The organism is Streptomyces sp. NPDC028308, assembly GCF_055565855.1.
This window is the reverse complement of the sequence record NZ_JBVHTO010000004.1, coordinates 164,537-180,415: the sequence shown is the minus strand read 5'-3', so window position 1 is coordinate 180,415 and position 15,879 is coordinate 164,537. Positions and strand designations below refer to the sequence as shown.

Here is a 15,879-nt window from a genome sequence, read left to right as displayed (position 1 = left end):
CGTCCGCGCGGCGACCCATACGGCCGCGACCGGCCCTGCGCCGACGCGCTGGCCGGTCGTCGAGAGACGCGCGCCGACGCATCGGCTGGCGCGTGAACTGCCGTGCGCCGACGCTTCGTCCGCGACCGGCCGTTCGCGACGCCTGCGCCGGGACGCGACCGGCCGGGCGGCGGGCGGGCCTGTTCGGGGCTCAGGTCGTTGCGAGGCGGCGGCTCAGGACCTCGTCGGCCAGGCCGTACGCCACCGCCTCCTGGGCGGTGAAGACCTTGTCGCGGTCCATGTCCGCGCGCAGGGTCGCCACGTCGTGGTGCGTGTGCCGGGAGAGGACCTCCTCCACCTGGGAGCGGATCCGCAGCATCTCCTTCGCCTGGAGGCTGAGGTCCGAGACCGTCCCCTGCCGTCCGCCGCTCGCGGGCTGGCCCAGCAGCACCCGGGCGTGCTCCAGTACGAACCGCCGCCCGGGGTCGCCGCCGGCCAGCAGCACGGCGGCCGTCGACGCCGCCTGCCCCACGCAGAACGTGGAGATCGGCGCCTGCACGAACGTCATCGTGTCGTAGATCGCCATCAGTGAAGTGAACGAACCACCGGGCGAGTTGATGTAGATCGCGATCTCGCTCTCCGGGCTCGACGACTCCAGATGGAGGAGTTGCGCGATGACGACGTTGGCGACACCGTCATCGATCTCCGTGCCCAGGAAGATGATCCGCTCGGACAGCAGCCGGCTGAAGACGTCGTACGACCGCTCGCCCTGCGGGGTCCGCTCGACGACGTTCGGAATCGTGTAGGAACCCATGTCACAGCCCCATCCGTCGGCGGGACGCGGCGGGCCGGACGTCCTCCAGGGACTCCACGACCCGGTCCACCATGCCGTACTCCAGCGCCTGTTCGGCCGTGAACCAGCGGTCACGGTCGCCGTCCCGGGAGATCGTCTCCTCGCTCTGCCCGGTGTGCTCCGCGGTGATCCGCTCGATGGCCTTCTTCGTGAACTCCAGGTTCTGCGCCTGGATCTCGATGTCCGCGGCGGTGCCCCCGATGCCGGCCGACGGCTGGTGCATCATGATCCGCGCGTTCGGCAGGGCGAAACGCTTGCCGCGGGCGCCGACGCTGAGCAGGAACTGGCCCATGCTCGCGGCGAATCCCATGGCGAGCGTCGAGACGTCGTTGGGGATCAGCCGCATCGTGTCGTAGATCGCCAGGCCGGCGGTGACCGAACCGCCCGGGCTGTTGATGTACAGGCTGATGTCGGTCCGCGCGTCCTCCGCCGAGAGCAGGAGCAACTGGGCGCAGACCCGGTTCGCGGAGACCTCGTCCACCTGGGTGCCGAGGAACACGATGCGCTGGCCGAGCAGTTGCGCGGCGAGATGGTCGTCGAAGCGCGTCGCCTGGGTGTCGCCGTCCTCGGCCCGTGGCCGCGAAGCCGGATCCCAGCCGGTCATGAGTGATGTCATCGGTCCTCCTTGTGGTGGGCGGCTGCCTCGCCGCGCACTCCACTGTCGGCCCGGACGTCCCGTGGGACCGGCTTTCTTTGCCCGCAGCAGATTCGCCACGGGCAGAGGCGTTCCGGGGTTTCAGGCGCTCAGTGCTCCCCGCTCTCGCGCAGCTGACGGAAGAAGGCGCGCACGTCGGACACCAGCAGACCGGGCTCCTCCATCGCTGGGAAATGCCCGCCGCGGTCGAATTCCGTCCACCGCACGATGGAGTTCGTGCGGTCCGCGACATGGCGCAGCGGAATGAAATTGTCGTGCGGGAAGACGGCGAGTGCGGTGGGCGCGGAGGAAGGGGCGGGTGGCTCACCCCAGTAGTCGGCGTGCGCGCGTTCGTAATAGATGCGGGCGGACGAGCCGGCCGTTCCGGTCAGCCAGTACAGCATGACGTCGGTGAGCAGCTGGTCCCGGTCGACGGCCTCCTCGGGACGCTCGCGCGCATCCGTCCACTGTTTGAACTTCTCCACGATCCACGCGAGTTGGCCTACGGGTGAATCCGTCAGCGCGTACGCGAGCGTCTGTGGGCGGGTGGCCTGGATGTCGGCGTATCCCTGTTCCTCCCGTGCCCAGCGCTGTCCGCGCCGCCATGAAGCGAGAGTGCGTTCCCTTTCCTCCGGGGTCAGTGCGGCCAGTTCCTCCGGCGTCGGCTCCGAGGTCGCGGACCCCGAGGGCAGCAGGTTCAGATGGACACCGATGACCTCCTCGGGGCGGATCCGGCCCAGCTCACGGGAGACGGCCGCTCCCCAGTCGCCGCCCTGTGTCCCGTAGCGCTGATAACCGAGGCGCCGCATCAGTTCCGCGAACGCGGCGGCCACCCGCCGGAATTCCCAGCCGGTCTCCCGTGTGGGTCCCGAGAAGCCGAATCCGGGAATGCTCGGCAGGACGAGGTGGAAGGCGTCGGCGGGATCGGCTCCGTGTGCCCGGGGGTCGGTCAACGGGCCCACGATGTCCTGGAATTCGACGATCGAGCCGGGCCAGCCATGGGTGACGACGAGCGGCGTCGCATCGGGTTCCGGGGAGCGGATGTGCGCGAAATGAATCGTGGCTCCGTCGATCTCCGTGCGGAACTGCGGCCACGCGTTGAGACGTTTCTCCGCCGCCCGCCAGTCGTACGTGTGCCGCCAGTAACGTACGAGCTCGCGGAGGTAGTCGCGTGGAACTCCGTATTCCCAGCCCACGCCCGGCAGTTCGTCCGGCCAGCGCGTGCGGTCGAGCCGTTCGCGCAGGTCGTCCAGATCGCTTTCGGGAATGTCGATGGTGAAGGGCCGGATGAGAGGGGAGGCGTTCTGCGGCGTGGTCATGTCCGCGAATGCTATCCCCGCTCAGCCGGGGGTGACGTGGGCCGCCGCCGACGCGCCCGCCGCGGCGAGCCGGTCCAGGACGGCGGTCAGCACGGGGTCGCTCTCCGCGCCGGCCCGGACCGCCGCGAAGACGTGCCGGGTGGGCCGCTGACCCTCCGGGGCCCGCAGCACGAGCCCCGGACGGTGCAGGGGCCGCACCAGTCGCGGTACGAGGGCCACCCCGGCGCCGGCCTCGACCAGCGCCGTCAGCGACTGCCAGTCGTTCACCGCGTGCCGGATCTCCGGCGTGAAACCGGCGGCCGCGCACACCGAGCGGGTCACCGCCCCGCAGCAGCTGCGCGCGTCCCCGACGACCCAGGGATCGGCGGCGAGTTCCCGCAGGGGGACCCGGTCCGCCCCGGCCAGGCGGTGCATGGCGGGCAGTGCGACGTCGAGGACGTCGGCGAGCAGCTCGGTGCGGGTGTAGCGGCGGTCGGTGGAGGGGGGAGCGGCGGCGAAGTCCACGGCCACCGCCACGTCGACCTCTCCCGCGTCGAGCCGGGTGAACAGGTCGGGCGGCTCGGCCTCGACGACGGCGACGCGCAGGTCGGGACGCGTCCGCGCCAACTCGCCCAGCGCGACGGGCAGGAGGCCGGAGATCGCGCTGGAGAAGGCCCCGACGGTGAGGGTGCCGCGCTGCCCCCGGCCCCACGCCTGGAGGTCGGCGCGCGCCCGCTCCAGCTGCGCGGCGATGGCGTCGGCGTGCTCCAGCAGGATGCGCGCCTGCCCGGTCAGCCGGACGCCACGGCCCTGCCTCTCCACCAGGGGAACGCCCAACTCGCGCGAGAGCGCCGCCAGTTGTTGCGACACGGCGGACGGGGTCAGATGCAGGGCCCGCGCGGTCCCGGCGAGGCTGCCACGACGCTCCAGCTCCCGCAGCGTGCCCAGCCGGCGCAGATCGATACTGAAGCCGCCGCTTACCTGTTCCATCCACAAAGATTAACTGGACCTGATGATCCGGAAGGGCGGACGATCTCCGCCATGACCTCGATCCCCGCCTCCTTCGTCATCCTGCACGGCTGGCGCAACCGCCGTCCGGCCGGCCACTGGCAGCACTGGCTGGCACGCGAACTGACCGCCCGCGGCAGCCACGTCCACTACCCCCAGCTGCCCGACCCGGAGGACCCGGACCTCGACGTGTGGATCGACCGCGTGCGGACCCTGCTCACCGCGCGGCCGGACGGCCGGGACGCCGAGCGGGTCGTCGTCTGCCACAGCCTCGCCGCCGCGGTGTGGCTGCATGCGGCGGCCCGCGGGGTGGTCCGGGCCGACCGGGTCCTGCTGGTCGCGCCGCCCTCCGCCGAGGTGCTGCGGCGCCACGCGGAGGTGGCCGCGTTCGCGCCCGCCGGAACCACCCCGGGACACCTGGCCTCCGCCGCCGGGACGACCCGTCTGGCGGCCGGGGACGACGACCCCTACTGCCCCGGCGGAGCGGCCCGGATCTACGGGCGGCCGCTCGGCCTCGACACGGACGTGATCCCCGGCGGCGGGCATCTGGACCCCGACGCGGGCTACGGCCCCTGGCCGTCCGTCCTCGGCTGGTGCCTCGATCCCGCGGTCCGGATCACCGCCCGGCCCACCCCGGCGTGACCCCTCGGGGGCGCCGGGTACGGACCCGCCCGCCGTGCGACCGATGAGTTTCCGGACGAGGATCGGTCGACACAGGTGAAGAGGTTCCCGCCCGAGGAGGTACCGCATGTCCACCGACGGATTCACCACGTGTCTGTGGTTCGACGGCCAGGCCGAGGAGGCCGCCGACTTCTACGTCTCGGTGTTCAAGAACTCCCGGATCGGCAGGGTCGGCCGCTACACCGAGGCGGGCCCCGGCCCCGCCGGCTCCGTGATGGTCGTCGAGTTCGAGGCCAACGGCCAGAAGTTCGTCGCGCTGAACGGAGGGCCGCAGTTCACCTTCAGCGAAGCGGTCTCCTTCCAGATCGCCTGCGCCGACCAGGAAGAGGTGGACCACTACTGGAACCGACTCACCGAGGACGGCGGCGAGCCGGGCCCCTGCGGCTGGCTGAAGGACAGGTTCGGCCTGTCCTGGCAGGTCTTCCCGTCCCGGCTCATCGACATGATCGCCGACCCCGACCCGGTGAAGGCGGCGCGCACGACCCAGGCCATGTACGCCATGAGCAAGATCGACCTCGCGGCCCTGGAGAAGGTCTACGCGGGCGAGTAGCACCCGGATCGGATTGCCGGACAGGGCGCACGCACGCCCTGTCCAGGCCCGCTGCGTCCCGGTGGGCACGCCCGCTCGCTGGGCTCCCGGCGCCCGGCCGGGACGGCGTCCGCTACCCGTGCAGCGCCGGGTACGCACCGTCGCGGCCCAGCAGCTCCTCGTGCGAGCCGATCTCCCGCATCTCCCCGTCCCGCATCATGACGATGCGGTCCGCGTCCCGGATCGTGGAGAGCCGGTGCACCGCTATCAACATCGTCCGCCCGTGCAGCAGCCGGGCCGGCGCCTGCCGCACGAGCGCCTCCGAGGGCGTGTCGAGCGCCGAGGTGGCCTCGTCGAGGATCAGCACCCGGGGGTCCCTGATCAGCGCCCTGGCGATCGCGAGGCGCCGGCGCTGACCTCCGGACAGTCGGGCTCCGTGCTCGCCCACCAGCGTGTCGAGTCCCTCGGGCAGCCGGTCGACGAACTCCAGCGCGTTGGCGTCCCGCAGTGCCTCCCGCACCACCGTCTCGTCGGCGTCGTCCATGCCGTACGCGACGTGCTCCCGGATCGTGCCGACGAACAGGATCGACTCCTGGGGCACCACCGAGACGAGGCGCCGGTAGGTACGCGGGCGACGACGTCGAGGAACATCCGGGCCGGTGACCCGGACCGCCCGTTGAGCAGGTCCAGCGCAGGCCCGAACTGAGCACCTGCGCAGTGTGTTGTCCACCGCCGCAGCGCCTTGCCCTCCAGCCCGTGGGCACGGGTGACCGAGATCAGCTGGGTCGTCTCAGTCACCCGCGAGGACGGGTGCTCGACCTCGTGGCGTAAGTGCTCGTCGCAGCCGCACCGGGCTGTGCTCGACGGTGAAGACGACGTCCGCGCCGGAGTGCACACCGCAACGGCCGCCCCGCGTGCCCCAGTTGGCCGCTGTGTCCAGCTCGACAGGAGCGGGCAACTATCTCTGCACGGAGTGTGGACTCAACAACATCGGCATGCAACTCTCCAACAACTGAGCGCAAAAACGCGACCCTTGCTCTCTCGTGACTCTTCCGCGTCCCCCCGTGACACCGCTCCAGGGCAGGAGAAGGATGACCAGACACCGTTGGAGAGGCCGCCTGTTGGCGGCCCTGCTGACCACAGCGCTCGCCCTCATCGGGCTTCCCGCGCTGACCACGCCGGCCGCCGCGGCCGGCGGACCCAACCTCGCCGCGGGCCGGAGCGCCACCGCGAGCAACTCCAAGGCCGAGTACGGCGCACCCGCCACCACCGACGGCAACGCGGCCACCTACTGGGAGAGTTCGGGCTCCGGCTTCCCGCAGTGGGTGCAGGCCGACCTCGGCGCCGCCGCCCGGATCGACGAGGTGGTCCTGAAGCTCCCCGCCTCCTGGGAGAGCCGGAACCAGACGCTCTCGGTGCAGGGCAGCGGCGACGGCACGAGCTTCGAGACGATCAAGTCCTCGGCCTCGTACGCCTTCACGCAGAGCGCCGGCAACACGGTGACGATCGAGTTCCCGGCGACCCAGGCCCGCTATGTGCGGATCGCTGTCACGGCGAACACCGGTTGGTCCGCCGCGCAGCTCTCGGAGCTGGAGGTCCACGGCGCGAGCGACTCCACCGGGAACCTCGCCGCGGGCAGGCCGTTCACGGCCAGCAGCTCCACGCAGACGTACGCCGCCGCGAACGCGGGCGACGGGAACCGGGCCAGCTACTGGGAGAGCCGGAACGGCGAACTCCCGCAGTGGGTCCAGGTGGACCTAGGCTCGTCGGTGCGTGTCGACCGGGTGGTGCTGAGGCTGCCTTCCGGCTGGGGCGCGCGGACCCAGACGCTCAAACTGCAGGCGAGCACGACCGGTTCGGACTTCCAGGACCTGACGGCCTCGAAGGGCTACGAGTTCAACGAGGCGAACGACCTGTCGCAGAGCGTGGCCTTCAACGCCACCACGACCCGCTACGTCAGGGTGCTCGTGACGGCCAACACCGGCCAGCTGGCCGGGCAGTTGTCGGAGCTCGAGGTGTACGGGCCCGCCACCGGCGACACTCAGGCGCCGACCGCGCCCGCCGACCTGGCCTACACCGAACCCGCGTCCGGCCAGATCAAGCTGACCTGGAAGGCCGCCACCGACAACGTCAAGGTCACCGGGTACGACGTCTATGCCAACGGCGAGCTGCGGACCTCCGTCGCCGGTGACGTCACGACCTACACGGACACCCAGCCGGCCTCGGCGACCGTCGCGTACTACGTGCGTGCCAAGGACGCGGCGGGCAACCAGTCCGGCAACAGCAACACCGTCACCCGCAAGGGGGACTCCGGCGACACCCAGGCCCCGACCGCCCCCGCCGATCTCGCGTTCACCGAGGCCACCAGCGGCCAGGTCCGGCTCACCTGGCGGGCCTCCACGGACAACGTGAAGGTGACCGGCTACGACATCTACGCGAACGGCACCCTGCGCAAGAGCGTCGACGGCGACGTCACGACGTACACCGACACCCAGCCGGCCTCGGCGACCGTGACGTACCGCGTGCGCGCCAAGGACGCGGCGGGCAACCAGTCCGTCGACAGCAACACCGTCACCCGCAACGGCTCCACGGGCGACGGCGCGAACCTCGCCGTCGGCAAGCCCGTCTCCGCCTCCTCCAGCGTCTTCACTTTCGTCGCGGAGAACGCCAACGACGACCGGACCAGCACGTACTGGGAAGGCGGGCCCGGCAGCTACCCGAACAGCCTCACCGTCAAGCTCGGCGCCAACGCCGACGTCGACACCGTCGTCCTCAAGCTCAGTCCGGACGCGGCCTGGGCGGCACGCACCCAGCGCGTCCAGGTGCTCGGCCGGGAGCAGAAGGCCACCTCCTTCACGAGCCTGGCCGCCGCGAAGGACTACACCTTCGACCCGGCGAGCGGCAACACGGTCCGCATCCCCGTGACCGGCCGCGTCGCGGACGTCCAGCTGGTGATCACCGCCAACTCGGGCTCCTCCGCCGGGCAGATCGCCGAGTTCCAGGTCCTCGGCACCCCGGCGCCCAACCCGGACCTGCAGGTCACCGGGATCACCTCGGCACCGGCGAACCCCGTCGAGTCCGACGCCGTGAAACTGACCGCGACCGTACGCAACTCCGGCACGCAGGCGTCCGAGGCGACCGGCGTCGAGTTCCGGCTCGGCGGCACCAAGGTGGGCACGGCCGACGTCGGCGCGCTCGCCGTGGGGGCCTCGGCCACGGTCACCGCCGACATCGGAGCCCGCGACGCCGGGACCTACCAGGTCGGCGCCGTCGTAGACCCGGGCGACAAGGTCATCGAGCGGGACGAGGGGAACAACTCCTACACCAGCCCCACCTCCCTCGTCGTCAAGCCCGTCTCCAGCTCCGACCTCGTGGCGTCCTCTGTCGGCTGGTCGCCCAGCGCACCCGCCGAGGGCAACACGGTCACCTTCTCCGTCACGCTGAGGAACCAGGGCACGGTGGCCTCCGCGAGCGGCGCCCACGGCATCACGCTGACGGTGCTGGACTCGTCGGGCGCCACCGTCAAGACGCTCACCGGCTCCTACGACGGCGCCATCGCGGCGGGTGACACCGCCTCCGCGGTGAAGCTCGGCACCTGGACCGCCGGCAAGGGCAAGTTCACCGTCAAGACCGTGATCGCGGCCGACGCCAACGAACTGCCGGTCAAGCGCGACAACAACACCAGCAGCCAGCCCCTGTTCGTCGGCCGCGGCGCCAACATGCCGTACGACATGTACGAGGCCGAGGACGGCACCACGGGCGGCGGCGCGCAGACCGTCGGACCCAACCGCACGGTCGGCGACCTCGCCGGCGAGGCGTCCGGCCGCAAGGCCGTCACCCTCAACAGCACCGGAAACTACGTGGAATGGACGACCAAGGCCGCCGCCAACACCCTCGTGACCCGCTTCTCCATCCCGGACGCCGCGGGCGGCGGCGGCACCAGCTCGACCTTGAACGTCTACGTCGACGGCAAGTTCCTCAAGGCCATCGACCTGACGTCAAAGTACGCCTGGCTGTACGGCGCGGAGACCGGCCCGGGGAACTCGCCCGGCTCCGGTTCGCCACGGCACATCTACGACGAGGCGAACCTGATGCTCGGTCAGACCGTCCCGGCGGGCAGCAGGATACGGCTCCAGAAGGACGCGGCCAACGACTCCAAGTACGCGATCGACTTCGTGAGTCTGGAGCAGGCGTCGGCGATCCCCAACCCGGACCCGGCCACGTACACCGTGCCGGCCGGCTTCTCCCACCAGGACGTGCAGAACGCGCTCGACAAGGTGCGCATGGACACCACCGGCAAGCTCGTCGGCGTCTACCTGCCGGCCGGCGACTACGAGACGTCGAGCAAGTTCCAGGTCTACGGCAAGGCGGTCCGGGTCGTCGGCGCGGGCCCCTGGTACACGCGCTTCCACGCCCCGTCGTCGCAGGAGAACACCGACATCGGCTTCCGGGCCGAGGCCAGTGCCAAGGGGTCGTCGTTCGCGAACTTCGCGTACTTCGGCAACTACACCTCGCGCATCGACGGCCCCGGCAAGGTCTTCGACTTCGCCAACGTCTCCGACATCACCATCGACAACATCTGGAACGAACACATGGTGTGCCTCTACTGGGGCGCCAACACCGACGGCATCACCATCAAGAACTCGCGCATCCGCGACATGTTCGCCGACGGCATCAACATGACCAACGGCAGCACGGACAACCACGTCGTCAACAACGAGGCGCGGGCGACCGGTGACGACAGCTTCGCGCTGTTCTCCGCGATCGACGCGGGCGGAGCCGACGAGAAGAACAACCTGTTCGAGAACCTCACGTCGATCCTGACCTGGCGTGCGGCGGGCGTCGCCGTCTACGGCGGGTACGACAACACCTTCCGCAACATCCACATCGCCGACACCCTGGTCTATTCGGGCATCACCGTCAGCTCGCTGGACTTCGGCTACCCGATGAACGGCTTCGGTACGACGCCCACGACCCTGGAGAACATCTCGGTCGTCCGCTCGGGCGGCCATTTCTGGGGCTCCCAGACCTTCCCCGGCATTTGGATGTTCTCCGCCTCGAAGGTCTTCCAGGGCATCCGCGTCAACAACGTCGACATCGTCGACCCGACGTACAGCGGGATCATGTTCCAGACCAACTACGTGGGAGGACAGCCACAGTTCCCGATCAAGGACACCGTCCTCACGGACGTGACGATCACCGGAGCGCACAAGAGCGGCGACGCGTTCGACGCGAAGTCCGGGTTCGGCCTGTGGGCCAACGAGATGCCGGAGGCCGGTCAGGGGCCCGCCGTCGGTGAAGTCACCTTCCACAACCTCAAGATGAGCGACAACGCACAGGACGTGCGGAACACGACGTCCACCTTCAAGATCAACATGCTGCCGTAGCGCGCCCCTCGCGCCGTCGGCCGCCGTACCGCCCGCGGGCGGCGGGGTCCCGTACCCCGCCGCCCGTAGGGCATCCAGGCCCACCGGACCGCCATCCGCCACGCGCACCAGCGCCGCCGGTGATCGACTGGTGCACCCGGACACCCCGGCTTACGTTGGTGAAGTGAATGTCGGCGACCGCGCCGGCCCGCGACGACGCACGGACATCTAGATGACGGCCTCTCACGCGACACCCTCGAAGTCTGCCGAATCCCCGGAGCGGGGCCGGGGCAGCGGCATCGCACTCCTCGTCATCGCCTCGTGTCAGCTGATGGTGGTCCTCGACATCACCATCGTGAACATCGCTCTTCCGCACATCCAGAACTCGCTCGGATTCTCGACCGAGAACCTGTCCTGGGTGATCAACGCCTACACACTCACCTTCGGCGGTCTGCTGCTGCTCGGCGGACGCCTCGGTGACATCCTGGGCCGCCGCAGAGTCTTCATGTTCGGCGTCCTGCTCTTCGTGTTCGCGTCACTGCTCGGCGGACTCTCCCAGGAGTCCTGGCACCTGCTCGCGGCCCGTTCCCTCCAGGGCGTCGGCGGAGCCATCGCGTCTCCCACGGCCCTGGCGCTGATCACCACCACCTTCCGCGAAGGCCCGGAACGCAACCGGGCGTTCGGCGTGTTCGCGGCCGTCTCGGCAGGTGGCAGCGCGATCGGCCTGCTCGCGGGCGGCATCCTCGTGGAGTGGCTCGACTGGCGCTGGGTCTTCTTCGTCAACGTGCCCATCGGCCTGCTGATCGTCCTGGCGACCCCGCGCCACATCCGCGAGTCCGAACGCCACCCCGGGCACTTCGACCTCCTCGGCGCACTCACCTCCACCCTGGGCATGGTGCTCCTCGTCTACGGCTTCATCCGCGCCTCGGAGGACGGCTGGAGCGACAGCGTGACCCTCGGGTCCTTCGCCGCCGCGTTCGTGCTGATCGGCGCGTTCATCGTCGTAGAGCGCCGGTCGAGACAGCCCATCACGCCGCTGTGGATGTTCCGTGACCGCAACCGTGCGGGCGTCTACGCCATGATGCTGACCCTCTCCGCGGCGATCTTCGGCATGTTCTTCTTCCTGACCCTGTTCGTGCAGAACATCCTGCACTTCAGCCCGCTGAAGGCCGGCCTCGCCTTCCTGCCGGTGAGCGCGATCATCGCGGTCGGCGCGGGAGTCGCCTCGCAGCTGCTGCCCCGGTTCGGTCCCAAGCCGTTCATGGCCGCCGGCTCGATCCTGGCCGCCCTCGGACTCGGGTGGCTGACACTCACGGACGTGGACAGCACGTACCTCGGCAGCATCCTCGGCCCGGTGCTGGTCTTCGGCTTCGGCATGGGCATGCAGTTCGTGTCGCTCACGCTGATGGCCGTCTCGGGTGTGTCGTCCCGGGAGTCGGGCGCGGCGTCCGGCATCCTCAACGCCACCCAGCAGGTGGGCGGATCGCTCGGCCTGAGCGTGCTGGTCACCGTTTTCGGCACGGCCAGCCGCAACGAGGCCACCCAGCAGATCCGCGACTTCATGGCCGACGCGAGCGCCGCCCAGCGGCTCGAGTTCCGCAGGACGGGACAGCTGCCGCCTCCGTGGAGCGACGAAGTGCTGACGTCCGGAATCTCCAGCGCCTTCGTCGTGGCGGCGATCCTCGCCGTCGTGGCCGCGCTGGTCGCCCTGATCGTCATCCAGGTGCGTCCCGACGATCTCGAACGGCTCCAGGGCGGCGCCGTCGCCGGAGTACCGGCCGGGGGCGTCCCCGAGGACGCGGCCCCGGTGGCGGGGCGGGACACGGACTCCCGTGGCGGCCCGCCGGGCTGAGGGGCGCCTCAGCGGAGGTGGCCGGCGACCACCCGGGTGATCTCGCGCGCGATCCGGGCGATCCCCGGCGAACGCACCGGGCACGCCCGCGGCTCGGGCGTGGTGGGTGCGAGGCAGAAGTGCAGGGGGTCGTCGTCGCGATGCAGGGCGGTACGGCCCGGCCGGGTGCAGTACGCCGGGTGCTCCCGTTCGTACGCGGTGCACGGCAGGTACTGCGCCCAGGTGTAGCGACCGGACGCCGGGCTCACCGCCCTGCCCGCGTCGGCGACCAGATCGTGCGAGGCGTCCGCCTGCCGTTCGTACAGGGCGTTGACCCTCCGGACCCGGTCGGGGGTGACCGGGTCGGGACCCTGGAGCACCCACACGATCCTCGGGCGCCGGGCGCCGCCCGCCGCCGCGATCTGGTCGGTGAGCCGGTCCGCGTCGGCCGCGTACCGCGAGAGGTACCTGCCCCGCGCCCTGTCGTAGGTGATCCCGTCCATGCACGGGGTGTAGCCCCAGGAGTTGCCCCAGAACTGGAGCACCACGAAGTCCGGCCGCAATGAGCGCACCAGCGCGGCCGCTTTGTCCTTCGCCGGCACCAGTGACCTGTCCGCGGTGCCCTCCACGTAGTCGCACAGGGTGGTGCCCGAGTAGGGCGCGCTCGTGTACCGGGCGCGCACCCGGGCCCGCAGCTCCGCGCCGAGCACCTTCTGACTCTCCATGGCCAGCGAGTCCCCGAGGTAGAGCACCGTGGGCGGCTTCACCTTCACCTTCGCCCTCGCCTTCGGGGGCGTCGCGGCGGGGGAGGCCGCGGCGCGCCGCTCGACGGTCGCGGACGGCGTCCCGGAGCCGCCCCCGGGCCCGACCGGCGCGGGCGCCCGCCCCTCGGACGCGGGGTCCCCGCAGGCGCCGAGCAGCAGCCCGGCCAGCAACGCCCCCACGATCCACGGCTTTCGCATCCGGCCACTCCCGCCCCGCCCGCCGAAAGGGCCTCCCAGGCAAGCACACGCACCCGGAAACGGGGAAGACGTACGTCGGCCACCGGGCCGCCCCCCCCGGCCGGGCCCCGCCATGACGCGTTCTCGTCGTTGACGCGCCGGGCCGGCCTCCGGTCCAATGCAGCTGTCCGCCGGGCGCCGTCGAACCCTTCGCAGTCACGAGGTGAACGCCGTGTTCAAAGGCGCCAAGGCGCTTCTCGTCCCGCTCGCGCTGCTCCTTGGCTCCGCCGCACCCGCCGAGGCCCGGCACGACGCCGAGCCGCCCGCGCGCGGCTGGGTCGGCACCTGGGAGGCACCGGCGGTCGTGGGCGTCTCGACACCCGAGGTCGCCTCGGGCGACTCGCTCCGCCAGGTCGTGCACGTCAGCGTCGGCGGGCCCCGCGTCCGCATCCGCCTCTCCAACGCGTTCGGCACGCAGCCCCTGGTCCTCGGCCGGGTCACCGTGGCCGTCCGGGCGGCCGGCGCCGACGCCGTACCCGGTTCGGTGCGCCGCGTGACCTTCGGGAGCGACGTCGTCCCAGCGGGCCAGGACGTGCGGAGCGACCCCGTACGCCTGGACGTCGCCCCGGACAGCGACCTGCTGGTGAGCGCCCACCTCCGGGCGGTCCCGCGATCGCAGACGGTGCATCCGCTGGCCCGGCAGGTCGCGTACGTCGCGAGGGCGGGCGACCGAGCGGACGACGTGTCGGGGGCCGCGTACACCGAGACGACCCCACAGCGCTTCTACGTCACCGGTGCCGACGTCTTCGCCCCGCCGGCCCGCGGCACGGTGGTCGCCTTCGGCGACTCGATCACGGACGGCTACGGATCGACGGAGGGCGCCGACCAGCGCTGGCCGGACCATCTCTCCGACCGGCTGCAGCGGCTGCCCGCGCACCGGCGGTCCGGGGTCCTCAACGCCGGCATCAGCGGCAACCGCCTGCTGCGGGACGGCGGTGCCTTCGGCGTGAAGGCCCTGGAGCGGCTGGACGAGGACGTCTTCTCGCGCACGGACGTCCGCACGCTCGTCCTGCTGGAGGGCATCAACGACATCCAGCAGGAGCCGCACCAGACGGACCCGGCGGCGATCACCGCGGCGTACCGGGACATCGTGCGGCAGGCGCACGCGCACGGCATCAGGGTCATCGGCGCCACGCTGACCCCCTTCAAGGGCTGGCGCGTCCACGACAGCACCCTGGAAGCCACCCGTCTCGCCGTCAACGACTACATCCGCACCAGCGGCCTCTTCGACCACGTCGTCGACTTCGACCGTGCCGTCCGCGACCCGGCCGACCCGCTGCGCCTCCTGCCCGCCTACGACGCGGGTGACCACCTGCACCCCAACGACGCCGGTTACGCGGCCATGGCGGCGGCCGTCGACCTGCGCACCCTGTGACACCCGACCGTCCCTCCCCGGACGGGAGCGCAAGCCCTGACGTGCCGTCAAGCGCCCGTGCCTGAAGTCCACTTCGAGCGACGCGTGCTCCCGGCACCTTGGAAGTGCCCCCGTCCGCCACCACACCGGGGGAGTCCTGGACGGCGGGCGGGCACGCGTGCCCGAGGCGCGGGCGCGCCTGGGGGACGAGTCCGGGCTCGAACCGTGACCGGTGGCGCAGCGGACGGATGGCGCCGAGTGGCCGCCGCCGAACCGGAGTTCAGTGCCGGGGCGGCAGGTCGTTCACGAGGACGGCGGCCCCCTCGAAGCGGCCGGCCTTGAGGTCCTGCAGCGCCTCCTGGGCCCGTGACAGCGGATACGCGTGCGTGGTCGCGCGGACGCCGTACCGCGCCGCGAGGGTGAGGAACTCCCGCCCGTTCGCACGGGTGTTGGAGGTGACGCTGCGCAACTCCTTCTCGTAGAACAGCTCCCGCTCGTAGTTCAGCGGCGGTGTGTCGCTCAGGTGGATGCCCGCCACCGCGAGGACCCCGCCGCGGTCGAGGGCTCGCAGGGCGACCGGTACCAGGTCTCCCACCGGTGCGAAGAGGATCGCGCTGTCCAGGGGCTCCGGGGGAGCGTCGTAGGGTCCCCGGGCCGAGGTCGCGCCGAGTTCGAGCGCCAGCCGCCGCGCCGCCGCGTCCCGGGTCAGGACGTGCACCCTGGCACCCTGGGCCACCGCCACCTGCGCGCACAGGTGGGCGCTGCCTCCGAAGCCGTACAGGCCCAGCCGGCCGTTCGGCGGGAGCGCCGCCCGCAGCAGCGCCCGGTGGCCGATGATGCCCGCGCACAGCAGGGGCGCGAGGGCGACGTCGTCGAGATCCCGTGGCAGGCGGTACGCGAACGCGGCGGGCACCGTCGTGTACTCGGCGTATCCGCCGTCGGCGTCCCATCCCGTGTACGACGAACCGGGGCAGAGGTTCTCCGCCCCGCGGACGCAGTGCGCGCAGGTGCCGTCGGTGCCGCGCAGCCAGGCCACGCCCACCCGGTCACCCCGCGAGAACCCGCTCACGGCCGCCCCGGTCGCCGCCACCACGCCGACCACCTCGTGCCCCGGAGTCACCCCGGGCCTGCGCACCGGGAGGTCGCCCTCACTGATGTGCAGGTCGGTGCGGCAGACCCCGCAGGCGCGCACGTGCACCAGCAGTTCGCCCGCCGCCGGTACCGGTACCGGCTTCTCGACGAAGCGCAGCGGCTCCTTCTCGATCGGCCCCGGACGGGCCACCTCCCACGCGTGCATCATCCGTGTCCCGTCCCGTCGACGACCGCCGTGCCCTCTTCTTGCGTG

General features: G+C 71.3%; 12 protein-coding genes. 5 read left to right on the top strand and 7 right to left on the bottom strand.

The features are described 5' to 3' along the window. Positions 1 to 190 precede the first annotated feature (190 nt). The 4 genes from ACZ4VA_RS10985 to ACZ4VA_RS10970 all read right to left on the bottom strand — a co-directional run bounded on the left by ACZ4VA_RS10985 (position 191) and on the right by ACZ4VA_RS10970 (position 3,754). A complete protein-coding gene (locus tag ACZ4VA_RS10985) occupies positions 191 to 793 on the bottom strand; it encodes a ClpP family protease (protein ID WP_355792151.1) in 603 nt (200 codons plus the stop codon). 1 nt (position 794) lies between these two features. Continuing rightward, positions 795 to 1,448: an ATP-dependent Clp protease proteolytic subunit gene (locus tag ACZ4VA_RS10980; protein WP_355792154.1), complete on the bottom strand. Its 654-nt coding sequence runs from the start codon at positions 1,446 to 1,448 to the stop codon at positions 795 to 797. A gap of 128 nt (positions 1,449 to 1,576) precedes the next feature. After that, the gene (locus ACZ4VA_RS10975; protein WP_356164174.1) at positions 1,577 to 2,785 is read right to left on the bottom strand and encodes an epoxide hydrolase family protein; all 1,209 of its coding nucleotides are present in this window, start codon (positions 2,783 to 2,785) and stop codon (positions 1,577 to 1,579) included. A gap of 21 nt (positions 2,786 to 2,806) precedes the next feature. Continuing rightward, a complete protein-coding gene (locus ACZ4VA_RS10970) occupies positions 2,807 to 3,754 on the bottom strand; it encodes a LysR family transcriptional regulator (protein ID WP_468080889.1) in 948 nt (315 codons plus the stop codon). Between the two features lie 51 nt (positions 3,755 to 3,805). Between ACZ4VA_RS10970 and ACZ4VA_RS10965 the strand changes: the two genes are divergently transcribed. Both ACZ4VA_RS10965 and ACZ4VA_RS10960 read left to right on the top strand, forming a co-directional pair. Beyond that, positions 3,806 to 4,414, top strand: coding sequence for an RBBP9/YdeN family alpha/beta hydrolase (locus ACZ4VA_RS10965; RefSeq protein WP_356164170.1), 609 nt, complete (start codon positions 3,806 to 3,808; stop codon positions 4,412 to 4,414). A 106-nt stretch (positions 4,415 to 4,520) separates the two neighbouring features. Next, positions 4,521 to 5,003: a VOC family protein gene (locus tag ACZ4VA_RS10960; RefSeq protein WP_356164168.1), complete on the top strand. Its 483-nt coding sequence runs from the start codon at positions 4,521 to 4,523 to the stop codon at positions 5,001 to 5,003. Positions 5,004 to 5,115: 112 nt separating this feature from the next. Here the strand turns inward: ACZ4VA_RS10960 and ACZ4VA_RS10955 are convergent, their stop codons facing one another. Further along, positions 5,116 to 5,712, bottom strand: coding sequence for an ATP-binding cassette domain-containing protein (locus ACZ4VA_RS10955; RefSeq protein WP_468080886.1), 597 nt, complete (start codon positions 5,710 to 5,712; stop codon positions 5,116 to 5,118). A 361-nt stretch (positions 5,713 to 6,073) separates the two neighbouring features. Between ACZ4VA_RS10955 and ACZ4VA_RS10950 the strand changes: the two genes are divergently transcribed. Next, positions 6,074 to 10,369, top strand: coding sequence for a discoidin domain-containing protein (locus ACZ4VA_RS10950; protein WP_468080884.1), 4,296 nt, complete (start codon positions 6,074 to 6,076; stop codon positions 10,367 to 10,369). 211 nt (positions 10,370 to 10,580) lie between these two features. Further along, positions 10,581 to 12,200 carry an MFS transporter gene (locus ACZ4VA_RS10945; protein ID WP_356164164.1) on the top strand — a complete coding sequence of 540 codons (1,620 nt, stop codon included), beginning with the start codon at positions 10,581 to 10,583 and terminating at the stop codon, positions 12,198 to 12,200. A gap of 8 nt (positions 12,201 to 12,208) precedes the next feature. Here the strand turns inward: ACZ4VA_RS10945 and ACZ4VA_RS10940 are convergent, their stop codons facing one another. Then, on the bottom strand, positions 12,209 to 13,141 hold the full coding sequence (locus tag ACZ4VA_RS10940) for an SGNH/GDSL hydrolase family protein (protein ID WP_356243424.1): 933 nt from the start codon (positions 13,139 to 13,141) through the stop codon (positions 12,209 to 12,211). A gap of 211 nt (positions 13,142 to 13,352) precedes the next feature. On the opposite strand from ACZ4VA_RS10940, the gene ACZ4VA_RS10935 reads away from it, so the two are divergent. Further along, positions 13,353 to 14,555, top strand: a complete 1,203-nt coding sequence (locus ACZ4VA_RS10935) for an SGNH/GDSL hydrolase family protein (protein ID WP_468080881.1) — start codon at positions 13,353 to 13,355, stop codon at positions 14,553 to 14,555. Positions 14,556 to 14,814: 259 nt separating this feature from the next. Here ACZ4VA_RS10935 and ACZ4VA_RS10930 read toward each other — a convergent pair whose 3' ends face one another. Continuing rightward, positions 14,815 to 15,831: a zinc-binding alcohol dehydrogenase family protein gene (locus tag ACZ4VA_RS10930; RefSeq protein WP_355789666.1), complete on the bottom strand. Its 1,017-nt coding sequence runs from the start codon at positions 15,829 to 15,831 to the stop codon at positions 14,815 to 14,817. Positions 15,832 to 15,879 lie beyond the last annotated feature (48 nt).